Source organism: Frondihabitans sp. 4ASC-45 (assembly GCF_049472575.1).
Taxonomy (GTDB): domain Bacteria; phylum Actinomycetota; class Actinomycetes; order Actinomycetales; family Microbacteriaceae; genus Frondihabitans.
On sequence record NZ_JBCEBN010000007.1, the window covers coordinates 117,283 to 140,585 of the forward strand.

General features: G+C 63.9%; 21 protein-coding genes. 7 read left to right on the forward strand and 14 right to left on the reverse strand.

Annotation, left to right across the window (positions count from 1 at the left end):
- Positions 1 to 50 precede the first annotated feature (50 nt).
- The 5 genes from VH571_RS12070 to VH571_RS12090 all read right to left on the reverse strand — a co-directional run bounded on the left by VH571_RS12070 (position 51) and on the right by VH571_RS12090 (position 6,357).
- Positions 51 to 1,979, reverse strand: a complete 1,929-nt coding sequence (locus tag VH571_RS12070; protein ID WP_423264808.1) for a hypothetical protein — start codon at positions 1,977 to 1,979, stop codon at positions 51 to 53.
- Entirely contained in the window at positions 1,976 to 2,548 is a 573-nt protein-coding gene (locus VH571_RS12075) for a hypothetical protein (protein WP_423264809.1), read from the reverse strand. Before VH571_RS12075 ends, VH571_RS12070 begins: the two co-directional genes overlap by 4 nt.
- Positions 2,545 to 3,909 (reverse strand): hypothetical protein, encoded by a 1,365-nt coding sequence (locus VH571_RS12080; protein WP_423264810.1) that lies wholly within the window; start codon positions 3,907 to 3,909, stop codon positions 2,545 to 2,547. The genes VH571_RS12075 and VH571_RS12080 overlap by 4 nt, the downstream gene beginning before the upstream one ends.
- A gap of 599 nt (positions 3,910 to 4,508) precedes the next feature.
- Complete coding sequence (locus VH571_RS12085) at positions 4,509 to 5,861, reverse strand: hypothetical protein (RefSeq protein WP_423264811.1); 1,353 nt, start codon at positions 5,859 to 5,861, stop codon at positions 4,509 to 4,511.
- 73 nt (positions 5,862 to 5,934) lie between these two features.
- Positions 5,935 to 6,357, reverse strand: a complete 423-nt coding sequence (locus VH571_RS12090; protein ID WP_423264812.1) for a hypothetical protein — start codon at positions 6,355 to 6,357, stop codon at positions 5,935 to 5,937.
- A gap of 279 nt (positions 6,358 to 6,636) precedes the next feature.
- Between VH571_RS12090 and VH571_RS12095 the strand changes: the two genes are divergently transcribed.
- Positions 6,637 to 6,975 carry a transposase gene (locus VH571_RS12095; RefSeq protein ID WP_423264876.1) on the forward strand — a complete coding sequence of 113 codons (339 nt, stop codon included), beginning with the start codon at positions 6,637 to 6,639 and terminating at the stop codon, positions 6,973 to 6,975.
- An 87-nt stretch (positions 6,976 to 7,062) separates the two neighbouring features.
- Here VH571_RS12095 and dnaB read toward each other — a convergent pair whose 3' ends face one another.
- The 6 genes from dnaB to VH571_RS12125 all read right to left on the reverse strand — a co-directional run bounded on the left by dnaB (position 7,063) and on the right by VH571_RS12125 (position 12,326).
- Complete coding sequence (dnaB, locus tag VH571_RS12100) at positions 7,063 to 8,472, reverse strand: replicative DNA helicase (RefSeq protein ID WP_055964225.1); 1,410 nt, start codon at positions 8,470 to 8,472, stop codon at positions 7,063 to 7,065.
- Positions 8,473 to 9,035: 563 nt separating this feature from the next.
- A complete protein-coding gene (gene rplI / locus VH571_RS12105) occupies positions 9,036 to 9,488 on the reverse strand; it encodes a 50S ribosomal protein L9 (protein WP_055964228.1) in 453 nt (150 codons plus the stop codon).
- Positions 9,489 to 9,506: 18 nt separating this feature from the next.
- Complete coding sequence (rpsR, locus tag VH571_RS12110) at positions 9,507 to 9,767, reverse strand: 30S ribosomal protein S18 (protein WP_055964231.1); 261 nt, start codon at positions 9,765 to 9,767, stop codon at positions 9,507 to 9,509.
- 43 nt (positions 9,768 to 9,810) lie between these two features.
- A complete protein-coding gene (locus VH571_RS12115; RefSeq protein WP_123940088.1) occupies positions 9,811 to 10,383 on the reverse strand; it encodes a single-stranded DNA-binding protein in 573 nt (190 codons plus the stop codon).
- Between the two features lie 2 nt (positions 10,384 to 10,385).
- Positions 10,386 to 10,775 carry a 30S ribosomal protein S6 gene (gene rpsF / locus VH571_RS12120; protein WP_055964237.1) on the reverse strand — a complete coding sequence of 130 codons (390 nt, stop codon included), beginning with the start codon at positions 10,773 to 10,775 and terminating at the stop codon, positions 10,386 to 10,388.
- Positions 10,776 to 10,901: 126 nt separating this feature from the next.
- On the reverse strand, positions 10,902 to 12,326 hold the full coding sequence (locus VH571_RS12125; protein WP_423264813.1) for a CCA tRNA nucleotidyltransferase: 1,425 nt from the start codon (positions 12,324 to 12,326) through the stop codon (positions 10,902 to 10,904).
- Positions 12,327 to 12,434: 108 nt separating this feature from the next.
- Here VH571_RS12125 and VH571_RS12130 point away from each other — a divergent pair, with 108 nt between their 5' ends.
- The 6 genes from VH571_RS12130 (at position 12,435) to VH571_RS12155 (ending at position 20,360) form a co-directional block, all read left to right on the forward strand.
- On the forward strand, positions 12,435 to 14,666 hold the full coding sequence (locus VH571_RS12130; RefSeq protein ID WP_423264814.1) for a DUF6049 family protein: 2,232 nt from the start codon (positions 12,435 to 12,437) through the stop codon (positions 14,664 to 14,666).
- Positions 14,663 to 16,387: a murein biosynthesis integral membrane protein MurJ gene (gene murJ, locus VH571_RS12135; RefSeq protein ID WP_423264815.1), complete on the forward strand. Its 1,725-nt coding sequence runs from the start codon at positions 14,663 to 14,665 to the stop codon at positions 16,385 to 16,387. The genes VH571_RS12130 and murJ overlap by 4 nt, the downstream gene beginning before the upstream one ends.
- Positions 16,388 to 16,558: 171 nt before the next feature.
- A complete protein-coding gene (gene trxB / locus VH571_RS12140; RefSeq protein WP_423264816.1) occupies positions 16,559 to 17,542 on the forward strand; it encodes a thioredoxin-disulfide reductase in 984 nt (327 codons plus the stop codon).
- Between the two features lie 59 nt (positions 17,543 to 17,601).
- On the forward strand, positions 17,602 to 17,928 hold the full coding sequence (trxA, locus tag VH571_RS12145; protein WP_055964244.1) for a thioredoxin: 327 nt from the start codon (positions 17,602 to 17,604) through the stop codon (positions 17,926 to 17,928).
- A gap of 99 nt (positions 17,929 to 18,027) precedes the next feature.
- Positions 18,028 to 19,332, forward strand: coding sequence for a PLP-dependent aminotransferase family protein (locus tag VH571_RS12150; protein WP_423264817.1), 1,305 nt, complete (start codon positions 18,028 to 18,030; stop codon positions 19,330 to 19,332).
- Positions 19,333 to 19,385: 53 nt separating this feature from the next.
- The gene (locus VH571_RS12155) at positions 19,386 to 20,360 is read left to right on the forward strand and encodes a D-alanine--D-alanine ligase family protein (protein WP_423264818.1); all 975 of its coding nucleotides are present in this window, start codon (positions 19,386 to 19,388) and stop codon (positions 20,358 to 20,360) included.
- Positions 20,361 to 20,719: 359 nt separating this feature from the next.
- Here VH571_RS12155 and VH571_RS12160 read toward each other — a convergent pair whose 3' ends face one another.
- The 3 genes from VH571_RS12160 to VH571_RS12170 all read right to left on the reverse strand — a co-directional run bounded on the left by VH571_RS12160 (position 20,720) and on the right by VH571_RS12170 (position 23,245).
- On the reverse strand, positions 20,720 to 21,304 hold the full coding sequence (locus VH571_RS12160; RefSeq protein WP_423264819.1) for a GNAT family N-acetyltransferase: 585 nt from the start codon (positions 21,302 to 21,304) through the stop codon (positions 20,720 to 20,722).
- A gap of 61 nt (positions 21,305 to 21,365) precedes the next feature.
- Positions 21,366 to 22,316 (reverse strand): ParB/RepB/Spo0J family partition protein, encoded by a 951-nt coding sequence (locus tag VH571_RS12165; protein ID WP_423264820.1) that lies wholly within the window; start codon positions 22,314 to 22,316, stop codon positions 21,366 to 21,368.
- Positions 22,316 to 23,245: a ParA family protein gene (locus VH571_RS12170; RefSeq protein ID WP_423264821.1), complete on the reverse strand. Its 930-nt coding sequence runs from the start codon at positions 23,243 to 23,245 to the stop codon at positions 22,316 to 22,318. Before VH571_RS12170 ends, VH571_RS12165 begins: the two co-directional genes overlap by 1 nt.
- Positions 23,246 to 23,303 lie beyond the last annotated feature (58 nt).

Genomic DNA, 23,303 nt, shown 5'->3' on the forward strand with positions numbered 1-23,303 from the left:
GTTGAGGGTTGTTTTAATGGGCTACCGGCACAGATCCGGCACGCGCGCCGTCAGACTGACTCGCCCGCGATGGTCTTAACTGCATCCCGACCAGGGTGAGGGATTGTGGCGATAGTCGGATGACCGTAGTCGAAGTTCATCTGGGCATAATCCCGACGATACGTCGCAGGCAATTCGTTGTCACCGATGACTAGTTGCACGCGACCGTCGGCGGCGTCAGCGGCAGTCACAAGTCGGCGATAGAGGGCAGCTGAGAGTTCGTCATTGTCGTTGAGAGAGGTACGAGGACTGTCGATGAGAAGGAATCCCGGGAACAGAGTGTCTCGCCTCCGAAGCGCCACGTTCAGGAGTGTTACCCAATATGCGACTTGCGTTGCCGTCCTCACACCACCTACAGGGCTGAACTCCTTCAACGGCTGGTCGTTCAATACTGGCAGGTAGTTTTCTCGGTCAACCTTGGTGGACCGAACCCCCGGGACTCCGATGGCTGCTACGTTCTGGGAGAACTCCTCATCAAGCTCATCAAATACTTCTCTTCGCCGTTCGGCAAGTGCGGCCGCGCGTACGTTGAGTTCATCCTGAAGACGATTAAGTTCCGCGCCAAGTCCCGAGGCCTTCGCTTCGAAATCATCCGCGCGATCCCAGAATCTCATGACTTGCTCAAGCTCGCGGGATCGTCCCTCCGCGCTCGCGAGTCGGGCCGTGGCATCCGTGTACGCCTGAAGTTGAGGCGTAATTCGATTACGTGTTCGGTCCTGGATCGCTCGCGACAGCTCCTCGACCAGACGGGCGCGATCAGCAAGCGTCTTAGCGGTGGATTCGAGTTCCTCAGTGAGAGTAAGGACCTGAGTCGCCAGCTCCAGTTCTTGTTCCCTAAGGTGGACGATTTCATACGTAGTCTGTTCTGAGAGCTCGGCGCCGACTAGTGGATCCTCCTGCAGACAAAGCCTGCAGAGCTCCGGAGGCGCCTCCCGCGATTTGAGGCTTTGCATGCACCGCGGGCATACAGAAAATTCGATCTGCGCCAGCCGCTCTCCTGCGCTAGCCATGCGTTCGAGCCGAGTTATATCCTGCCGGACTTGCGCGCGCTCGGCGGCGAAGTCCGTCTGTTGCTGTTCGGTAAGGGATTTTGCGATGGCGGCCTCTGCGAGGCTCGTCTCCGCTTCACCAAGCAGGTCTCGAAGGGTCCGCGTTTCTCTATCAATCGCGGGCTGAATTGCCTCCCTAAGCCTTTCGAGCTCGATGGATGACTCGCGAATCTGCGCCTGTGCGTCCGCCTGGCTCACCTCGGCCTCAAAGCGAGACTGCGCGCCAGCGTCCACCAAGAACTGAAACACAACGGCGTGCTCCCGTACTGCATCCTCGTACTCGCCCCTCACCCTTGCTACGGACGACTGAAAATCGAGGATCGAAGGGTTTGTCAGCCCGAATAGCAGCTCGAAGACTGCCTTTCGTTTCGGTGTGTAGTAGCTATCCTCGCTGCTAGCTATTTCTCTATTGATGTCCCCTTGAGACACGTACATGTACTTGAAGATGTCCGCGAAAGAAATGCGTGCACCTTGCTTGGTGCTGTTCGTCGCCTTCGAGGCCGCGCGCATGTCGTCGGGAACGCCCATCGAGGAGAGCAGCAGCGAACTGAGATTGGGCTCTCGCTTATCGGTGTGGCGATCTTCGAGATCCAGTTGCTCAGTGAGGTCTCTGACTCGAACCACCGAAGAGCTTGCAGGATCTACAGATCGTGTCAGGAGAAAGTGATCGGACCCGATCCTGATATCCACGGATACGTCGAGCACGCTCAATCGGACCACCTCAGCGAGCAACGCGTTCCCGCCAAGCGCGTGTTTGATCAACTCGAAAAGCGTACTTTTGCCCACCCCTACGCTTCCGGCTAGCACGGTCAGCGCTGAGGGGAAGGCGTAAGTGACGTTGCCCGCTACCGTGCGAACGAGGACGGACTCAAGGCGGAACGGCGTAGTCATTTGATCAGCTCCCGGTGAGGTCGGTCCATCAGGTCAGCAAGTCTTTGATAGATCAGTTCTTTGAGAGCATTGCCCGTAAGCCCAGCGGACGCCTCGGCTATGGCCTCGCACCGCGCCTGCACAGTGCGCCACTGCGGAAGGGTGGCGACCTCGGCGGCGAGCTTCCTCCCTGCTGGCGTGGGCGCGAGGGCTACGCTGCCCTGTCGACCGCGCACGTATTTGACTAGGCTCCGCCCAACAAGAGAACCAATGACTGGGTAGTAGCGGTCATCCCACGGGCCGTACTTATATCGAATCATTGGATCCTCCACGTCGGTAGGTTTGAGCGCTTCGGTTTCGGTGATATGCATGCGGTCGTGTTTTGTGGAGAGGCTGGGAAGCACGACGGACGCGAGTCCGGGATACCTGGTCAGAAAATCGAGCTTGGCAAGCTTGGTGAGGCCATCGAGTTTGCGAGCGTGACCATCCGTCGAGCTCACTGCAGCAACTAGGAGAAGGACGCGAGTCTGGTGGTATGCAAGGTCCTCCTGCAGAGCGGCGAGGTGCTCCGCGATTGGGTCTTGCTTCATGACTGCTGCGCTCGAACTCTCTTCTCGGCGGCGATTGCGCCGTCGACATCGAACCTAGGGCTGAACCACACCTGGCACCGTGACGCGAGATCTGCAACTCCGCCCAGAGCAATCTCGCCCTCGAGACCAGCCGGAAGATTCTGAGGCGGAGCATCGGATAAGCGATCAGACATCGCTCCCCAGAGGTCTGCACCCCATCGGCCGGTGCCATTGCGAGAGCGTGCAGTTTCCTCGTCCGCCATGCGCATCAGATGGCGCTCAATGACCGCTCGCTCCGCCGAGCTACCAGGGACAGTGGCTTCCCTCGCTCTTCGGTAGCGAGCGTAGTCAAGACGCAATCGTTCAGCGCGCGCGATACTCGTATCAGAACACCCGCCATTGGCCATCTTCACGCTCAGTTTCGTCAATTTCGCAGGGCGAGCTAGAGGCAGGTAAGCGCCAGGGTTTTGGATAGCACTGCGAACGGCGAGCAAAATGTCACGGGTTGTCACAGTTCGCGACTCGAGTTCGTCTGCACCGGCGACGAGATCACCTCGAACGATGGTCGCCGCCACTGTCGGCAGTCCGCCGCGCTGTGTTGAACCGCGAGCTCGCATGCGAACTTCGAACAGGCGAAGGACGGCGTTCCAGATAATCGGCGCGAGCGCAGCCGTCTGATTCATTCTGATTGCCAATGGTTCGGCGTAAAGGCCCGGCGCGGCGTGTGAAGTGAACTCTCGTCCAGGTCGGCCGACATCAAGATTCAGTATGACCAGGAAGTCACGAACGGCATCCCGCAGGTCTTGTGGCGGGTCCAACTTCTTCGCACGCGCATCTTTGGGCGCCCGCCACTCCAGCGGCATATCTTTGCGGTGCATCATCAGCGCCCGACTGAACTTGTCGATGCACCTATCGACCAACTCCACTTCGGAGGCCGCCAGTGTTTCGCCAGTGCGCGAGCGACGGAGCAGCGTGGAGCAGTCAACAAGTTCGGAGGCTTCACCGTTGCTCAGTGCTGCGCAGGAAACAAGCCGGGCGGACACCTTGCGCTCCAGCCGGAGCCATCTAGTGAACAGATGACCAATGCCGCCGTCGCCTATCAGTACGGTGATAGAAGCCCATGTGCCGACGTTCGGTTCGCGATGCTTGGCTGACACGATCTCAAGATCGTCTTCGATGCGGACGACCCAGTCTTCGTGGTGTTCGCAGATGACCGCGGATGGAGATTCCTGCGGCACGTCCAGTCTCTCGTCCAATTCGACCAAGAGTGCAGCGATCCCGTCGGCGGTTGCCATCGCGGCCTGCCAATGGAAGAGATCGGCAGTGCGTGCTCCAACGTCGTCAGTAGCTTCGATTTGCAGCAGTGCGTCTGCTTTCGCCAATTTGCAGATCCCCCCCGGGTGGCTCTTTGAGCGCGTCTTCGGTCGTTGAACACGCGTGCGAGCTCAATATAGTGGATCTCCGCTGATGGCCGCGCATGTACCTCCAAGCCGTTAGCGGAGCGAGGAGAGTAGCACGCGAACCGCAGCGAAGCGAATATCACACGCACCGCAGCCCCACCTCCCAACTGCCGTCGTTGGATGCTCTGAATTGCGTTGATCCTGATGCCGTTCGCGTTCTTCGGCCAGACTCTACGGGGCGCGATCTCGCTCCTGGTCGTTGCCATAATTCTTAGGCATACCGTCGACACCCACCCGCAATTGCCTGCTTCTGGCACAAAACCGGCAGAAGCTCCTAAGAGCGCGTTTCGTCTCGCTTCGCTCGTTCAACCGTCGGGATTTCGACTCGTTCAACAATGAGGTCGGAACAGCCCAGGAGGTGGCTCAAAACCGCTTCTCAGTAGGGAAAGCAAAACCCCGCCATGTAGAAGCTAGGCAAGAGTTTCCGGGATCACTAATGATGATCCGTGTGGCTCCGACGGTCGTCGATCCCGTGGCCTCGCAATTTCCGGTGGTAAGCGTCGAGTCGTGTGCGGAGAGCCCTACTCTCGAACAATGATCTTGGAGGTACTGGAGATGAGGTGACCGGCGGGGAAGATCTGACGGAGAAGGCCGTCTTCTTCGAACACGTGGGCCGCTCCGGGGAACGCCTCGAAGGGGAGCGGATTGAGTGCGTTCGGATTGTGGAAAACAGTCAGACCGTCGATCCAGTCCTCTTCATACCCCGGTGTCACCGTCTGCGAGAACGCCTCTTCGACTCCGGTGTCGTCTTTCATGAAGCGGCGGCCTTCGTGCTGCACGGTCACACTCGGATCACCCATGCCAGCCGCGATGCCCATGCGGTTAAATTTCGTGAGTGTTCCCGCGGCATTGAAAGCTACAGCGCTGACCCGCTCAGAGTCCGGCAGCTTGAAGAAGCCCGAAGAGAAATCTTTCGTCCCCCACTTGATTCGAGCAACCGGCACTTCAACCTTCTGCACCTCGCCACCCGACTCCCTTTCCTCGATACGCACGCCGTAAAGATACTCGAAGAGCGCGGACTGGCTCCACGTCATGGAAAGATGCTGATGGAAGTCCTGGATGGCAATGACGAACGGGATCGTCAGGTCAAATCCTTCGCGCGTCCAGTACCCCTTCTCGGTCAACTTATTACACAGCGGACCAGAGAATCGAGTCGGCAGATAGTTGTGGATGTACTCGAAGATGTCCTTCTCGCTCCTGGGGAGCGGTACGGCCTGGTTGGCGGGTGGCGGGTTCGATGTGGTGGCTTCCACGTAGAAGTCGCCGACCATGCCCCGAGCAAGGAAGTCGGGTGCGGGCTTTGGCTGCTCGACCCGATGGCCCGCCTCTCTCAGCACTGCCCATAGGTAGAGCTCCCAGACCCGCGCATCGAAGCCCGTCGTCTGAAACTGTTCGATGTAAGAGCCATCCTGGTTCTCATACCAGCGCATCGCGACCTCGATGAGCCGCCTAGCGGCAACTGCGCCGGTGCTGTCTCGGAGGTACTGGAATCGCGTGTGAAGATTGCTCTCCTTCGCTACTTTCGCGAAGAAGTCCACCGCTTGCTTCTCGTCACCTTGCGTTCTTACCTTGTCGTAGTCGTTAAGGACTACAACCATGCTTGCAGCTGTGGCGTTTATCACTTCACGGACGTCTGTGTAGCTTTCCAATGTCTCTACCGCGCGGTACCGGCCCGCCAGGTCGGGCGCGAGCACGGCGCTGTTAAGATCCCTGTCCGTCTTATCAACGAACACTGTCCCGAGCACTTTCGCTGGCTGAATCTCCAACCATTCGACTTCGGTGATTGGGGGCAGCATGCCGGTCCCTCGGGCCCAGACCACGAAGGCGTCAAACCGGCGCTTGCTGATCGCATGGACCTCTGTTTGGGCAGTCATAGTGCGGGAGTCCTCCAGAACGTTTGGTGGGGTGTTGCTCGATTGCGGTCAACGCGGTGTCCGTGTACAGGAGTCATAGGTGATCTCGAAGAGCGTTGCGAACAACCTCGAGGTCCGCTTCGTGCTGCTTAACGATGAACCGACCACGCACCGTGAAGTCACTCATGGGGATGATGACTAGTGATAACCCATGAGTTGGGACAAGTTCACGACGCCTGTCGTCGTAGAGGCGCCGTTGGATGCCGCGATGCACTCCCGAGACAGTGAGTACAGACGGCTTGTCGAAGTGCTTGACGGCTTCGGAGCGCTGCTTCTCGTGGAACTCCACCACGAGGCGCAGTAAGGGGTAGTACGCATCCACCGGAAGAGCCTTGCGACGGCCGGTCCTGGGGGAGGGGTCACCTTGAAGCCACTCGAAGGCGTGCTGCCTTCTACCCGCCGTGCCCAGCACCTCATCGCAGAGGTCGAGGACGTAGCGCTCACTCTCCAGTGCCATGAGCCGAGGGTAGCGGGGATGAGCGACGCGTAACTGCCGTCGAGTCCGCTATCTAACGGTGTTCCAAAACGATCAGTTCAGGAACACCGCGAGCTCACCAGCCATCTACCGCATACGAAGCGCCATGCAAAGCACCCAGAACGTGTTCCAAAACTGTTGCGTTAGGGAGTTCGTATGCCGTTCGGGACTGCTGTCGGTTTGGTTCACTCGAAGACGTGTCCCACGGTTCGGTTACCCGCAATGGTCTGAGGATCGGGCTTGTCCTGAGAGGCTTCAGCCCTGCCACGACCGTTTCCTGACGAGTTCCGTAGGAGAGCCGTCGCGCTCGTCCGGGCCGGCAACCCGATTGCCACTGCTGCCGCTGAGTTGGGCGTGAGTGCAGCTGCCATTCATAAGTGGGTCCGTCAGGACCAGATCGACCGCGGCGAGCGTCCCGGCATCACCACGCCGGGAACATCGAGCGGGCCAAAGCGAAGAAACGGATCCAACAGCTCGAGGAGGAAGTCGCGATCCTGGAAAAGGCATCGAAGCTCTTCGGAGAGGACCGTCCGCACCCAAAAGGGTCCACCGATAGCCGGCGCTCTCGCGAGGACCCGTGTCAGCATCAGGTGCAGTTGAGCCGCAATCAGTTATCGAGGACGTGCAACCTCACTGCAATGCGCTTAGGCAGACTGCAGTTATCACCCGGACCCTACAGGCGACAAACTAAGCGCTAGGCATATCCACAAACCGCGAGAACATGCCGTGGAAGGCCACGGTGATGGTGTCGGTCGGGCCGTTGCGGTGCTTGGCGACGATAAAGTCGGCCTCGCCCTGGCGCGGGTTGTCTTTCTCGTAGGCCGACTCGCGGTGGAGCAGGATGACCATGTCGGCGTCTTGCTCGAGCGAACCCGACTCGCGGAGGTCGCTGATCGCGGGCTTCTTATCGGCACGCTGCTCGGGGCCACGGTTGAGCTGCGAGAGGGCGATGACGGGCACCTGCAGCTCTTTCGCCATGAGCTTGAGGGCACGTGAGAACTCCGAGACCTCCTGCTGGCGGCTCTCGACCTTCTTGCCCGAGGTCATCAGCTGGAGGTAGTCGATCACGACGAGTTTGAGGCCGACCTGCTGCTTGAGGCGACGGCACTTGGCGCGGATCTCGACGAGCGTCATGTTGGGGGAGTCGTCGATGTAGAAGGGGGCGTCGTTGATGCGACCCCGGGTCTGGGCGATGGTGGTCCAGTCGCGGGCGTCGACGGTGCCCTTTCGCATGTTTTGCAGGGGCACGCTCGACTCGGCCGAGAGCAGGCGCATCGCGATCTCGGAGCGCCCCATCTCGAGTGAGAAGAAGACGGAGGGCTGGTCGTACTTGATCGACGCGGCACGGCACAGGTCGAGGGCGAGCGTCGACTTACCGAGGGCGGGGCGCGCGGCGACGATGATCAGCTGGCCGGGGTGCAGGCCGTTGGTGAGGGCGTCGAGCTGGGCGAAGCCGGTCGGCACGCCCGTCATCTGACCGTCGCGACCCTTGGCGGCCTCGATCTCGTCGATGGCGACCGTGACGGCGTCGGTGAGCGGCACGTAGTCTTCGGTTTGCACGCCACCGGCGACGTTGTAGACCTCGGCCTGCGCGTTGTTGACCAGGTCGATGACCTCGCCCTCGCTGGCGTAGCCCATCTGCACGATGCGCGTGCCGGCCTCCACGAGGCGGCGCAGGACTGCCTTCTCGGCGACGATCGACGCGTAGTACCCGGCATTCGCTGCGGTCGGCACAAGCCCGGTGAGCGTGTGCAGGTATTCGGCCCCGCCGGCGCGGCTGAGCTCGCCCGCCTTGGTGAGCTCGTCGGTGACCGCGATCACGTCGGTCGGCTCGCCGTGCGAGTACAGCCCGAGCAGCGCGTTGAAGATGACCTCGTGCTTCGGCAAGTAGAAGTCGGCCGAGCGCACCGTCTCGATCACGTCGGCGGTGGCGTCTTTCGACAGCAGCATGCCGCCGATGGTGCTCTGCTCGGCGAGGAGGTCGTGCGGGGGAGTGCGGCGGTCGTAGCCGCCACCGTTGCCGCCGTCGTAACCCGGCTTGTCGCCTCGACCGTCGCCGGAAGCGTTGGGCGCGAGACCAAGATGGGCTATCGACACGGGGGCCTCCTGCAAACGTTGAGTAACAAAATCCGTTCTACCGCCACCCTCCGACACCACAGCCGAAGAGCACGACGACCACGCCGCCGGGCACGGCAGAACTCCCCGAGATCACAGGCAGTAAACACCCCTGAGCCATCGTGTCGGGCGATGATCGCTGGCCCGCTGAGGGGCGCTGTCACACCATAGAGACTTGGCCCCCACGAGACCAAATGCCCCTGTGGATAACTCTGTGGAAAATGTGGGAGAAACGCCGGGGCAACCTGGGGAGAACTGTGGACAGACCTGTGGAGAGAAAAGAATATTGGTGACCATTTAGGATCCTGACCAGGGGTTTCTGTTTCCACAGAGGCTGTGCGCAAAGTTGTGTGAATGCGGGGTTGAAGGTTGCGGAAACAAGTCGCCCCTGTGCACAAAACACTTGACAGCCTGTCCCCTGCGGGGGTAGCTCCAGCACGTCTGTACCCGTCGATCAGACCGGGTTGCGGGGCCCTTAAACGCCAGTAGCGGCAGACACCGGAGTGTCTCCCGCTACTGGGTCTCTGCGAGGCGCAGAGGAGGTGTTACTTCGCTGCGACGACCAGAAGGGCGATCGTGGCGACAACGTCTTCACGCAGACGGATGGTGGCTTCGTGCTCACCGGTCAGCTTGATGGCGTTGGGGATCTCGACCTTGCGCTTGTCGATCGTGCCGACGCCCTGCGCCGAGACGGCGTTGGCGACGTCAGCCGGCTTGACGGAGCCGAAGAGGCGCCCGCCGGTACCGGTCTTGACAGGAAGCGTGATCTTGACGGCCTCGAGGCGGGCCTTCATGTCTTTCGCCTCCTCGATCGTCTTGAGCTCGCGCGAGGCGCGGGCCGACTTGATCTGCTCGACCTGCTTCTCGCCGCCACGGGTCCACACGACGCCGAAGCCCTGGGGCACGAGGTAGTTGCGGGCGTAACCGTTCTTGACGTCGACGACATCGCCGGCCGAACCGAGGCCGGAGACCTCGTGGATGAGGATTACCTTGGACATTCGCTACTCCCTAGCGGATCAGCGGCCGGAGCCGGCGTAGGGGAGGAGCGCCATTTCACGGGCGTTCTTCACGGCACGGGCGATGAGGCGCTGCTCCTGGACGGAGACGCCGGTGATGCGGCGAGCACGGATTTTTCCGCGCTCGGAGATGAACTTGCGAAGGGTCGCGACATCTTTGTAGTCGATGACGCCGACGCGGATCGCCTTCGCGGGAGCGGCGTTCTTGCCGCCCTTTCCGCGGAGGGGCTTGCGGCGGTCGCCGCTGCTCTTTCCAGCCATTGTGTTCTGCTTTCAGTCTTAAGAAGTGAAGAGGATCGAGGGCCTAGAAAGGCGTCTCGTCGTTGTAGGTGCCGCCACCGCCGGGGGTGTTCCAGACATCACCGGACGACGTGTTGCCGCCCTGTGACGCACCGGCACCCGCGGGCTGACCCCACGGCTCGCCGGCCGGGGCCTGCTGGCCTCCGCCGACTGCACCCTGGCCCTGCGGACGACCGCCGCCGAACGACCCGCCGCCGGCGCCGTCGCGAGACGACGAGGCACGAGTCACCTGAGCGGTGGCGTAGCGGAGCGAGGGGCCGATCTCGTCGATCTCGAGCTCCATCGAGGTGCGCTTTTCGCCCTCTTTGGTCTCGTACGAGCGCTGCTTCAGGCGACCCTGCGCCATGACGCGGGAGCCCTTCGTCAGCGAGGAGGCGACGTGCTCGGCGAACTCGCGCCACACACTGGCACGCAGGAAGAGCGCCTCGCCGTCCTTCCACTCGTTCGACGCGCGGTCGAACGTGCGAGGGGTCGACGCGATCGTGAAGTTCGCGACTGCGAGACCGTTCTGCGTGTAGCGCAGCTCGGGGTCGGAAGTCAGGTTGCCCACGACGGTGATGACGGTTTCGCCGGCCATGACTACTCGGCAGCCGTAGCTGCGGCGGGCGCCTTGGCGGGAGCGGCAGCCTTGCGGGCGGCCTTCTCGTCGGCGAGCTTCTTGGCCTTGGCGACCATCTCGATGCCTTCTTCAGCGCGGAGGACCTTGGTGCGCAGAACGGCCTCGGAGAGACCGAGCTGACGGTCGAGCTCTTTGGTGGCGTCGGGGTTCGCAGTCAGGTTGACGACGGCGTAGATGCCCTCGGTCTTCTTCGCGATCTCGTAGGCCAGGCGACGACGGCCCCAGATGTCGATGTTGTCGATCGATCCACCGTCGTTGCGGATGACGTTGAGGAACTTGTCCAAGCTCGGAGCGACAGTGCGCTCGTCGATCTCGGGGTCAAGGATCACCATCAATTCGTACTGATGCATGTCTAACCCACCTCCTTCGGACTTAACGGCCACAGTATTTCTGTGGCAGGAGGGTAGTTGCATAGCTGCTCGGGGAAGGCGCGAAGGATCCGCGCCCACCGTAAGCAACCTTGACAGCCTACCGGGTCAGCGCTCTGACCACCAGGTGAGCAACCGCCTCGTGGCCTCTTCGGCGCCGAGGGGCCCCTCCTCCGTGCGCAGCTCGAGGAGATAGCGGTACGCCTCGCCGACCTCGCGCGACGGCTTGATGCCGAGGATCTCTTGGATCTGCACGCCGTCGAGGTCGGGGCGGAGGGAGTCGAGCTCTTCCTGCTCGCGCAGCTCGGCGATGCGCGTCTCGAGGTCGTCGTAGGCGAAGCCGAGGCGATCGGCCTTGCGGCGGTTGCGCGTGGTGACGTCGGCGCGGGTCAGCATGTGCAGACGTTCGAGCTGGTCGCCGGCGTCGCGCACGTAGCGCCGAACGGCCGAGTCGGTCCAGGCGCCCTCGGTGTAGCCGAAGAAGCGGAGGTGCAGCTCGATCAGCCGGTAGACGGCCGCGATCGTGTCGTTGTCAAAGCGAAGCGCCTTCAGGCGCTTCTTGGCGAGCTTGGCTCCGACGACGTCGTGGTGGTGGAAGGTGACGACTCCGCCCGGCTCGAGGCGGCGGGTGGCCGGCTTGCCGCAGTCGTGCAGCAGGGCCGCGAGCCGGAGGGTGAGGTCGGGGGCATCGCCCGGGTGGCGCTCGGCCTCGTAGCCGATCGCCTGGGTCAGCACGGTGAGGCTGTGCTCGAAGACGTCTTTGTGGTGGTGGTGCTCATCGCGCTCGAGGATCATCGCGGGGAGTTCGGGGAGAACGAGGTCGGCTATGCCCGATTCGACGAGCAGGCGGACGCCGGGCACGGGATCCTTCGTCTTGAGGAGCTTCGAGAGCTCGTCGTTGACCCGCTCGATCGACACGATCGACAGGGTCGAGGCGCGGTCGGTCATGGCCGCGAGCACGGCGGGGGAGACGGTGAAGCCGAGCTGCGAGGTGAAGCGGGCCGCGCGCATCATGCGGAGGGGATCGTCGCGGAACGAGTTGACCGCGGTGCCCGGCGTCTCGAGGGTGCGTGCAAGGAGGTGCTCGACGCCTCCGGACGGGTCGACCAGCACCCGCTCGGGCAGGCGCAGCGCCATCGAGTTGACGGTGAAGTCGCGGCGGATCAGGTCGCCCTCGAGGGTGTCGCCGAATTCGACCTCGGGCTTGCGCGTCTCGCCGTCGTAGACGTCGCTCCGGTACGTCGTGATCTCGACGGTCTCGCCCTCGATGCGGGCGGCGATGGTGCCGAAAGCGCGACCGACATCCCAGTGGGCTTCGGCGATCGGCACGACGATCGCGAGGATCTCGTCGGGGGTGGCGGAGGTGGTGAAGTCGAGGTCGTTGACCCGGCGGCCGAGAAAGGCGTCGCGCACCGGTCCGCCGACGAGGGCCAGTTCGTGACCGGCCTTGTGGAAGGCCCGAGCGAGGCGGTCGACACGGCTCGTCTCGGCGAGCTGGCCGAGTCGTTCGAGTGCTTCCGCGACGGAATCCATGACGACCAAGCTTGCCATAGGCACGGCGCCCAGGGTTCCTTGGAGTCTTTCTCTAGACTCGTGCCTGCCCGCACGAGATCCACCGCTCGCAGGGCGCACTCCTTATCTATGAGAAAAATTGCCGCCGCCGCCGTCACATTCCTGGCCGCCGTCGCCCTCGTGGCCGGTCTGCCGGGCATGTCGTCGAGCCCTGCCGACGCGGCAACCGGCGACGACGTCACGGTGTCGGTCGCGCCCGCGGCCAGCGGCGTGATCGAAGAGGGCGACGACCTCAAGGCCACGATCACCGTGACCAACGGCACCGACGACGATCTGGGCGAGGGGGCGGTTCGTCTCTATCTCGACCGGGCGACCTTTGCCAGCCGCGATCAGATCGAGTCGTGGTTCGACCGCTCGCCCTCTGACGTGACCGATGCCCTCGGCTCGTTCATGACGACCGTCACCGTTCCCGCTCTCGCGGCCGGCAGCACCAGCGCCTCGGTTCCCGTCACGATCCCCGAGTCGACGCTGTCGTTCGCCGGATCCGACTGGGGCGCGAAGGCGTTCGGCGCGCGGTACAGCGCCGACGGCATCGACATCACCGAGGCGCACTCCAGCGTCGTCTACTACCCGAACGACAGCTTCGAGCCGACGGGTCTGGCGATCGCCGTGCCGATCACGGTGCCCGAGTCGACCAGCGGGCTCATCTCCGCCGAGGCCCTGGCGTCGTACACCTCGCGCAACGGCATCCTGACGCAAGAGCTCGATGCCGTTCGCGGCCGCACGGTGGCCCTCGGCATCGACCCGATGATCCTCGCGTCCATCCGAATCCTCGGCAACGTCGCTCCGCCGTCGGCCGTCGAGTGGCTGCATCGGCTCGAGACCTCTCCCAACCAGACGTTCGCCCTCGCCTACGCCGACTCCGACATCTCGGGCACGCGCCAGGCCGGAGCCACCACCCTCGCCACTCCCATCGACTTCGACGCCGAGATCGCTGCGCAGCAGAAGAGCGAGCCCGACTCCTATACCTCCGAGCAGTCGGCGAGCCCGGCGTCCGACGCCCCCTCCGCCACAGCGACCTCAGGATCCGGCACAACCGCCCCCGACTCCACCGGCACCGGCAGCACCGCGACTCCCGACCCCACCGCGACCACGATCCCGCCGACCTCCGAGGTGCCTACCACCGACTCGCTCCTCGCCTTTGACTACACCCAGGACGGCGTCGCCTGGCCGATCGAGGGCACCGTCTCATCCGACGACCTCCCCGTCTTCTCCTCCAGCGGCTACTCGACGACGATCCTCTCCAGCACGAACGTCAAGTTGCGTGGCACTGCGACCGAGAACGCGGCCACGACGATCAGCGGGCGCGGGGCGCTCGTCTCCGACTCCACTCTCTCGGGCCTCCTGCGAGACGCCGTCTCGGCCGAGACGACCCCGGAGTGGCGCGGTGACATCGCCGAGTTGTCGGCAGAGCTCGCCACCCTCACGCACGAACGGCCGAGCGACGCCCGCGCTCTCTTCGCGACGGTCGGTCGCGACTGGGCCACGACCGGCTCCCGCCTCGAGTCGACGCTCCGCGCGCTGTCGAAGCTGACCTGGACGAAGCCGAACACGCTGACCCGAGCCCTGAGTGCGACGTCCTCCAGCGCGTCGCTCCAGTCGAAGTCGGCCGCCAAGGCCCGGGTCGACGCCCTCCGTCCTCTCATCGAGGCCGACAGAGACGTCGCCGAATTCGCCTCCGCTCTGAAAGAGCCCGCCGTCGTCACCGCGAAAGAGCGCCTGCGCATGCTCGCGCTGTCGTCGAACGCGTGGAGCGGCAACATCAGCGGCCTGAAGACCGAGATCACCAAGGCCGTCACGCGGGCCGACTCGATCACCCGCCAGATCTCGGTCGTCGACGGCAGCCCGATCAACGTGCTCGGCGACCGGTCGTCACTCCCGATCTCGCTGCAGAACGACACCGACTCGGCAGCGGTGGTGAAGCTCCGCGTCGTCCCTTCGAACGGCTACCTCAACGTCGAGAAGAACGACGTCGCGGTGACCATCCAGGCCAAGTCGCGCACGAGCGTGACCGTGCCGGTTCAGTCGGTCGCAAACGGCAAGGTCACTCTCACACTCACGCTGTCGAGCAGCGACGGAACCACCATCTCCACGCCCTCGCAGGTCGAGATCAATGTGCGTGCCGGCTGGGAGACCCTGATCACCCTCGTCTTCGCAGCCGCCGTCATCGCCCTGTTCGGCGGCGGCATCTACCGCAACATCCGCCGGCGTCGCCGCGGGCGCGGCGCGACCGCCGGCGCCGCCGAGGCACCCGCACAATCAGACACGAAGGATCCCACGGCGAAAGTGACCGACGAGTGACCGCCATCGATCCCACCAGCGCGTCCGCGTCGGATCCTGACCCCTCGACCGGCGTCATCCCCGTCATCCGCACGCCCGCTCCGCGCAGCCTCGGCAGTGCGAGCGCCCTGCTCGCCTCGGGCACGATCATCTCGCGCGTGCTCGGCTTCGCGAAGACGGCCGTGCTCGCCGTCGCGATCGGCCAGGGCGGGAGCAGCGTGGCAGACGCCTTCGCCGTCTCGAACCAGCTGCCGAACACCATCTACGCGTTGGTCGCGGGTGGCCTCCTCAGCGCAGTCCTGATCCCGCAGATCGTCCGCGCGAGCAAGGGCGCCGACGGTGGTCAGACGTATATCAACAAGATCGTCACGCTCGGTCTCGCCGCCTTCGTCGCCGTCGCGCTGATAGCCACCCTGGCAGCGCCCTTCTTAGTGAACCTCTACGCCTCGTCGAGAGGGGCCGACGGGGGAGCGGGCTTCACCGAGCGCGGCATCGTCCTGGCCACGGCCTTCGCCTACTGGTGTCTGCCGCAGATCCTCTTCTACGCGGTCTTCTCGCTGCTCAGCGAGATCCTCAACGCTCGTCAAGTCTTCGGCCCGTTCACCTGGGCTCCCGTGGTCAACAACGTCGTCGCGATCCTCGGGCTCGTCGTCTTCATCGTGCTGTTCGGATCGCGCAACACCCTCGTCGACGACTGGACGACCGCCAAGACCGTCGTGCTCGCGGGCACGGCGACCCTCGGAGTCGCGGCTCAGGCGGGGTTCCTCCTCTTCTTCTGGAAGAAGGCCGGCCTGACCTTCTCGCCCGACTTCCACTGGCGCGGGGTGGGCCTCCGCGACACCGGTCGCGCAGCCGGCTGGATGTTCGCGTTGATCCTGGTCACCCAGCTCGCCGGCATCATCCAGAGTCGCGTCGCGTCGCTCGGCACCGACGTCGGCGCGTCCAACGCGACCCTCGCGGCGTCCTGGCTGATCTTCTTCCTGCCGCACGGCATCGTCACCGTGTCGATCGCCACGGCCTACTTCACGAGCATGACCAAGCACGCCGATCGCGGCGACCGTCGGGCCGTCCGCAACAACCTCTCCGACTCGATGCGCACCATCGGCCTCTTCATCGTCTTCGCAACGGTAGCCATCTCGGTCGTCGCCTTCCCCTTCGCCCGCATCTACGAGTCGGAGTTCGCGAACGTCGAGTCGATGGCCCACGTCATCCTGGCGTTCATGCCCGGGCTCATCCTCTTCAGCATCCTGTTTTTGGTGCAGCGGGTCTTCTTCGCGTTCCACGATCAGCGCACCGTCTTCTTCTTGCAGCTCATCCAGTCGGGCGTCTTCGTCGCGATCGTGGTCGTCTGCTCGGTTACGGTGCCGGCCGATCGCATCGCCGTCGCAATTGCCGTCGCCACCTCGATCGCCGGCAGCGCCCAGACGGTCGTGGCGCTCCGCCTCGTCAGCCGCAAGCTCGGTGGCATGGACGGCCGCTGGGTGCTGCGCCGCCACGTGCAGTTCCTGCTGTTCTCGCTCATTGCTGGCGCGATCGGCTTCCTCGTCGTATCCGGTATGGGGGGTTACAGCCCCGACGGCTTCGGACAATCCAACCCGGCCAGTGCCCTGATCACGATGCTGGTCGCCGGCTTCATCATGGTGTTCGTGTACTTCCTCCTCCTGACCGGCGCCCGGATTCCCGAGCTGTCGGCCATGACGCAGCCGGTCTTCCGCAAGGCACGGAGGCTGCTGCGGCGCTAAGCGGCTCCCTGCGCTGACCACCCGCGGCGTTCCCCCGGATCCTGCGCCCTGGCCCGCTGTCTTGACGCCGCCTGTGAGCGCGCGGACGCGCGGAATAACCGGAAGTTAGGATGGGTTTCACCGCACAGGCGATCGGCCAATTCGATCTGCCACCCAATCGAAAGGTTCCGAATGCGCCAGGTCATCATCATCGGTTCCGGCCCAGCCGGTTACACCGCTGCGATCTACGCCGGTCGAGCCGGTCTCGCGCCCCTTGTGGTCGCCAGTTCCGTCGAGGCGGGTGGTGAGCTCATGAAGACCACCGAGATCGAGAACTTCCCCGGTTTCCCCGACGGTCTGCAGGGCCCCGAGCTCATGTTCAAGATGCAGGAGCAGGCCGAGAAGTTCGGCGCGGAGGTTCTGCTCGACGACGTCGTCAGCGTCGACCTGTCCGGTGACGTCAAGAAGGTCACGCTGGGCTCGGGAGCCGTCGAAGAGGCACTCACCGTCATCTACGCGACCGGGTCGGCCTACCGCAAGCTCGGTCTCGCCGACGAAGAGCGTCTGTCGGGCCGCGGTGTCTCGTGGTGCGCCACCTGCGACGGCTTCTTCTTCAAGCAGAAAGAGATCGCGGTCGTCGGCGGCGGCGACTCGGCTATGGAAGAGGCGACGTTCCTCACGCGCTTCGCAACCAAGGTCTACGTCATCCACCGCGGCGACACCCTCCGTGCCTCCAAGATCATGCAAGATCGCGCGTTCGCCAACGAGAAGATCGAGTTCCTCTGGAACAAGACGGTCACGGCGATCACGGGCGACGAGAAGGCGGCCGGCGTCACGCTGACCGACACCGTCGACGGCACCGAATCGCACCTCGACCTCGAGGGCCTCTTCATCGCGATCGGCAACGACCCGCGCACGCACCTCGTGCACGGTCAGCTCGACCTCACCGAAGACGGCACGATCGCGGTCCAGGGTCGCTCGTCGAAGACCAACCTCCCCGGCGTCTTCGCCGCGGGCGACGTGATCGACATCACCTACCGTCAAGCGATCACCGCCGCCGGTTCCGGTACCGTCGCCGCCCTTGACGTCGAGCACTACCTCGCCGGTCTCGACCAGCAGCTCGTGGCCCAGGCCCTGGGTGAGCAGCCCGCCGAGCCCGTCACCGTCAGCGCCTGATTCAGGCCGCCTGACCCTCTCGCTTCACCATCTTTGACTCTCCACGAAAGGGGAACATTATGAGCACCGCAACAGCAGTCACCGACGCCAACTTCGAGGCCGAAGTCCTCAACTCCGACGAGACGATCCTCGTCGACTTCTGGGCCGAGTGGTGTGGCCCGTGCCGCGCCGTCTCGCCGATCCTCGACCAGATCGCGTCGGAGCACTCCGACAAGATCAAGATCGTCAAGCTCAACGTCGACGACAACCCGCAGACCGCGATGAAGTACCAGATCACCTCCATCCCCGCGATGAAGGTCTACCGCGGTGGCGAGGTCGTCAAGACCGTCATCGGCGCCAAGCCCAAGCCGGCCCTCGAGGCCGACCTGGCGGACTTCCTGGCGTAGACAACCGTCAGAAAGCCCGCCCAGCAACCACGCTGGGCGGGCTTTCTTTTGTTAACTCACTAACCTTGACCGAAACCCCTCACACAGACAGGGCATCGCATGACCAACCAGGGCACCAACCTCGATCCGTGGTACGACAGCTACGCCGACCGCACCGCAGGCCTCAGCGCCTCTGAGGTCCGGGCCCTGTTCGCCGTCGCCTCCCGCCCCGAGGTCGTCTCCCTGGCCGGCGGCATGCCCTTCGTCTCGGCCCTGCCCAAAGAGATGGTGATGGGTTCGATCGAGAAGGTCATGCGCGACAACGGCGCAATGGCCCTGCAGTACGGCTCCGGCCAGGGCACCCCGGCGATCCGCGAGCACATCATGGAGATCATGGCCATGGAGGGCATCCGGGGGAGTGCCGACAACGTCGTCGTCACCACCGGCTCGCAGCAGGCCCTCGACCTCGTCACGCGCCTGTTCATCAACCCCGGTGACGTGGTGCTGGCCGAGTCTCCGAGCTACGTCGGTGCGCTAGGCGTGTTCCGCGCCTATCAAGCGGACGTCGTACACGTCGAGATGGACGACGAGGGGCTGGATCCTGAGGCCCTTCGCCAAGCGATCACCGCTCTCGAAGCCGCGGGCAAGCCGATCAAGTTCCTGTACACGATCCCCAACTTCCACAACCCCGCGGGCGTCACTCTGACCTGGGCTCGTCGCCTCGAGATCCTAGACATCTGCCGGTCGCACGGCATCCTCGTGCTCGAAGACAACCCGTACGGTCTGCTCTACTTCGACCAGCCGGCACCCCAGGCAATGCGCTCGGTCGACGACGAGGGAGTCATCTATCTCGGCTCGTTCTCGAAGACGCTGGCGCCGGGCTTCCGGGTCGGCTGGGCACTCGCCCCCCACGCCATCCGCGAGAAGCTGATTCTCGCCAACGAGTCGGCCACGCTCTCGCCGTCGTCGTTCGGTCAGTTCGTCATCACCGAGTATCTCGACCAGACCGACTGGAAGGGCCAGATAAACACCTTCCGCGGAATCTACGCCGAACGTCGTGACGCGATGCTCTCGGCGCTGGGGGAGTACCTGCCCAGCCTCTCGTGGACCAAACCCGACGGCGGCTTCTTCGTCTGGGTCACCCTGCCCGACGAGCTCGACGCGAAGGCCATGCTGCCGCGCGCAGTGAAAGAGCTGGTCGCGTACACGCCCGGCACGGCGTTCTTCTCCGACGGTCAGGGTCGCAACAACATCCGTCTCTCCTTCTGCTACCCGACGCCCGAGTCGATCCGCCTCGGAGTCTCACGTCTCGCCACCGTCATCAACGGCGAGCTCGATCTGCTGCGCACTTTCTCGGGTGCGTCGATGACCACGCAGACTCCCTCGCGTCAGAGTGTCGGCAACCCGCCGCCGAACACTCTCTGACCAGCAAAAACGCAGGATCCAGCCCCACGCACCGAAATGAAGGCGCCACTCTCATGACCACGCCCCTCGTCCCCGCCTCCCTCCGAACCGTGACCGTCCTGGCGGGCGGAATCAGCCACGAACGCGACGTCTCGCTCCGCTCCGGCCGACGCGTGGCCGACAGCCTGGTGTCGCACGGGGTGAAGGTCGAGCTGCGTGACCCCGATGCCACACTGCTCGAGCACCTCCGCACGACCCGCCCCGACGTCGTGTGGCCGGTCCTCCACGGGGCGAGCGGCGAAGACGGTGCACTGCGCGGCCTGATGGAGGCCGTCGACATCCCGTTCGTCGGGTCTCGCGCAACTGCAGCTCGCCTCGCCTGGGACAAACCGACAGCCAAGGCCCTCGTCGCCCGTGCCGGCATTCACACTCCGCGGAGCATCACCCTGTCGCACGACTCGTTCCGCGAGCTCGGCGCCGCCGGCGTGCTCGAGGCGATCGCCGAAGAGCACCCGGTGCCCGTCGTCGTGAAGCCGGCCCGCGGCGGATCAGCGCAGGGTGTGACGGTCGTCGACACCGTCGCTGGTCTGCCCCGCGCCATGGTCGATGCCTACACGTACTGCGAAGACGTCATCGTCGAGCAGAAGATCGTCGGCACCGAAATCGCCATCGGAGTGATCGACACGGGCGACGGCCCCGTAGCCCTGCCGGCCGTCGAGATCGTGCCGACGTCGGGGTTCTACGGCTTCGAGGCGCGGTACAACGCGGGGGAGACCCGCTTCTTCACGCCCGCCCGCCTGTCGTCGTCGGTTGCCGAGGCTGCCGCCGCCGCTGCGGTGGCCGCGCACGAGGCCCTCGGGCTTCGCCACCTGTCACGCGTCGACATCATCGTCGACGCGGCCGGGACGCCGTGGTTCCTCGAGGTCAACGTGCTGCCCGGGCTCACCGAGACGTCGCTGGTGCCGCAGGCCCTCGAGGCGGCCGGCTACGACCTCGGATGGGTCTACGCCGAGCTCGCGCAGAAGGCGATCGCTGACCACAGCGCTTGAGGTTCGGTGCTGGGGCTGGTGCTGGTGCTGGGGTTGGTGCTGGTGCTGGTAGCAGCCCTGCTTTCTGTGTTGACGTTGGGTTCGCCCCTTCGACCTGAACCCCACGCGCCCGGCCTAGACACGCCCACTCGGCCCAAACCCGCACAACCGGCGTAAACACCCGCCCTAGGCTCGGTGTTTACGCCGCCTTTGCAGGTCCGTGCCCGCATCGGGGGTCTGTGCCGATGTCACGGGTGTCTGCCGGCCTAGCGGGTCTGTGTCGCTACTGGGGGTCCAAGCCAATGTCGAGATTTGGCGCCGGCACCGCCGCCCGCCTACCCCACCGCCCCGCAGTTGTTTCACGTGAAACACTGCCGCGCCTAGCGCTCGAGACTCACCCATCGCTCCGTTATGCGATAGCCCAAGGCCGCATTCATCCGAACGCTGGCCTCGTTCACCGCGGAGCCCCCGGTTCCAAACAGTTCCACACCCTCGAGCGCCAAGGTCAAGATCGACGATGCCTTCAGAGCCTTGGCTAGACCTTGCCGCCGGTACTCGGGGTGCACCGATGTGAACTCGGTCTCCGCCCGATCTGCAGCCAGGCCGACCAGTGTGACAGCTACCAAGGATCCCTCGTAGCGAATTCCAAAGGACCGCACGCCTCCATCGCACATCGCCTCCAACTCCCGCAGACTCGGCGCCTCGTGGACTGTTGAGGGAGTGCTGGGGTAGTCGCCGGCAACCAGCGACTCGACATGAACAACATCTCCGAGATCAGACCGCCCGAGCTCTCCGCACATGAAGGCGCTGGCCTCGGCTCCAACCACAATCTCTCTGCACAACGACAAGACCGACGGGCTCACCTCGAGTCGGGCACCCCATGACTCTCCCACGGGAAGAAAGCCGCTTTGGAGCAACTCGTCATGCCGGTTTGAACCGAAAAGCACGGTCTCGGTCTGAGTCATCGACCCTCAGATCGACGCAGGGCTACGAATCCGGTAAATACCCTGATCAACGGCACCTTGACTAAACCACACCGAAGGGGTCTTGCCCGATTTCACTCAGAATTCGGTTGAGGTCTCCCACCGAAGCGAAGTCGATCGTGATCGAGCCCTTGCGAGCACCCAGGGTCACCTTCACTCGCGTGTCGAGTCGGTCGCCGAGTCGATCAGCGACCTCATTCAGATGGCCCTGTGTCGCACCCGACGTCGAACTGGCCTTCTTCGGCTTCGTCGAGATTCCGGCTGCGGCCGCCTCTGCCGCTCGAACGGAGAGATCTTCGTTGACGATCTTGTCGGCCAGCCGCTCCATGCCGGCGGCATCACCCACCGAGAGGATTGCGCGAGCGTGACCGGCCGAGAGAACACCCGACGCCACTCGACGCTGCACGGGGGAGGGGAGTCGAAGCAAACGAATGGTGTTGGTGATCTGCGGTCGGCTTCGGCCGATGCGACCGGCCAGCTCTTCCTGGGTGATCCCGAAGTCAGCCAGTAGCTGCTGGTACGCGGATGCTTCTTCCAGGGGGTTCAGCTGTGCGCGGTGCAGGTTCTCCAGAAGGGCATCCCGGAGCATGGCGTCGTCGGCCGTGTCTTTGACGATCGCCGGAATCGTCGCAAGGCCGAGCTCCTTGGTGGCCCGCAGGCGCCGCTCACCCATGACGAGCTCATAGGGGGCAGAACCCTGTGCCGGATCCTTGATGGCTCGAACAACGATTGGCTGGAGAACGCCGACTTCGCGGATCGACGCCACGAGTTCGCGCAATTCTTCGTCGCGAAACTCAGTCCGGGGCTGCTGCGCGTTCGGCACGATGTCGAGCGGGTTGAGGTTGGCAAGACGCGCCCCGGGAACGGCCACCAGCTCTTCCGCCGTCTGCTCGCGCGTCGGAAAGAACACGTCAACGGGGCGACCCTGAGTCTCGTCGGTAACGGGAATGAGGGCGCCGATTCCGCGGCCGAGCCCAGTTCTCTTTGTTGCCATCAGGCGGGTGCTCCTCGGTGTGCGATTTCAGCGGCGGCTTCGAGATACGAGAGCGAGCCGGGGGAGTTGGTGTCGTAGCTGATCACTGTCTGGCCGTATCCCGGTGCCTCAGAGATGCGCACAGACCTCGGAATCATGGTCTTCAACACCTCCTTCGGGAAGTGCTCGCGCACATCAGCAGCAACCTGCTGCGAAAGATTCGTGCGACCGTCGTACATGGTCAGCAGGATGCTTGAGACCGTGAGCGCCGGGTTCAGGTGCTTCTCGATGAGCTGGATGTTGCGGAGCAGCTGACTCAAGCCCTCGAGGGCGTAGTACTCGCACTGGATGGGGATCAGAACCTCTTGAGCGGCAACAAAGGCGTTGATCGTCAGGAGACCTAGCGACGGCGGACAGTCGATGAACACGTAGTCGAAGCGCTCTCCGGCCTCCTCGGTGGCCGCCAGGAAGGCATCTAGAGCCGTGCGAAGTCGCTGCTCACGCGCCACGAGCGAGACGAGTTCGATCTCCGCTCCCGCGAGGTGAATCGTGGAGGGCACGCAGAAGAGGAGGTCGAACTCAGGGCTCTTTTGAATCACGTCGGCAATGGCGGATTCGCCCACCACAACGTCGTAGACGCTCGCCGTCTCAGCGCGATGCTCCACTCCCAGTGCAGTAGAGGCGTTACCCTGCGGATCGAGGTCGATCACAAGGACTCGAGCTCCCCCGCGCGCCAGACCCGCGGCCAAGTTCACGGTTGACGTCGTCTTACCGACGCCGCCCTTCTGATTCGAGATCGTCACCACACGCGTGCGCTCGGGTCGGGGGAGGTGATCCGCCCGCAGGGCCTCACGGCGTCGCGACAAATCGGCCAACTCACGAGCCAGGGGAGTGGTGGCGTCAAAAGCGACCGGCCCTTTGGGCTCAGAAGGGGTGGAGGCAGTAGTCACCGGATGCGTCTCCGAATCGCTGTGTTTCACGTGAAACGGTCATTGAGAGTGGCGCAAA

Bases quoted from the DNA above. Each gene is read 5' to 3' on its own strand.
- VH571_RS12115 (WP_123940088.1), bottom strand. From the start codon at position 10,383: ATGGCCGGCGAAACCGTCATCACCGTCGTGGGCAACCTGACTTCCGAC.
- trxB (WP_423264816.1), top strand. From the start codon at position 16,559: ATGCGCCAGGTCATCATCATCGGTTCCGGCCCAGCCGGTTACACCGCT.
- VH571_RS12160 (WP_423264819.1), bottom strand. From the start codon at position 21,304: ATGACTCAGACCGAGACCGTGCTTTTCGGTTCAAACCGGCATGACGAG.
- VH571_RS12165 (WP_423264820.1), bottom strand. From the start codon at position 22,316: ATGGCAACAAAGAGAACTGGGCTCGGCCGCGGAATCGGCGCCCTCATT.
- VH571_RS12075 (WP_423264809.1), bottom strand. From the start codon at position 2,548: ATGAAGCAAGACCCAATCGCGGAGCACCTCGCCGCTCTGCAGGAGGAC.
- rplI (WP_055964228.1), bottom strand. From the start codon at position 9,488: ATGTCCAAGGTAATCCTCATCCACGAGGTCTCCGGCCTCGGTTCGGCC.
- VH571_RS12150 (WP_423264817.1), top strand. From the start codon at position 18,028: ATGACCAACCAGGGCACCAACCTCGATCCGTGGTACGACAGCTACGCC.
- rpsF (WP_055964237.1), bottom strand. From the start codon at position 10,775: ATGCATCAGTACGAATTGATGGTGATCCTTGACCCCGAGATCGACGAG.
- VH571_RS12085 (WP_423264811.1), bottom strand. From the start codon at position 5,861: ATGACTGCCCAAACAGAGGTCCATGCGATCAGCAAGCGCCGGTTTGAC.
- VH571_RS12090 (WP_423264812.1), bottom strand. From the start codon at position 6,357: ATGGCACTGGAGAGTGAGCGCTACGTCCTCGACCTCTGCGATGAGGTG.
- VH571_RS12130 (WP_423264814.1), top strand. From the start codon at position 12,435: ATGAGAAAAATTGCCGCCGCCGCCGTCACATTCCTGGCCGCCGTCGCC.
- VH571_RS12155 (WP_423264818.1), top strand. From the start codon at position 19,386: ATGACCACGCCCCTCGTCCCCGCCTCCCTCCGAACCGTGACCGTCCTG.
- rpsR (WP_055964231.1), bottom strand. From the start codon at position 9,767: ATGGCTGGAAAGAGCAGCGGCGACCGCCGCAAGCCCCTCCGCGGAAAG.
- VH571_RS12125 (WP_423264813.1), bottom strand. From the start codon at position 12,326: ATGGATTCCGTCGCGGAAGCACTCGAACGACTCGGCCAGCTCGCCGAG.
- VH571_RS12070 (WP_423264808.1), bottom strand. From the start codon at position 1,979: ATGACTACGCCGTTCCGCCTTGAGTCCGTCCTCGTTCGCACGGTAGCG.
- trxA (WP_055964244.1), top strand. From the start codon at position 17,602: ATGAGCACCGCAACAGCAGTCACCGACGCCAACTTCGAGGCCGAAGTC.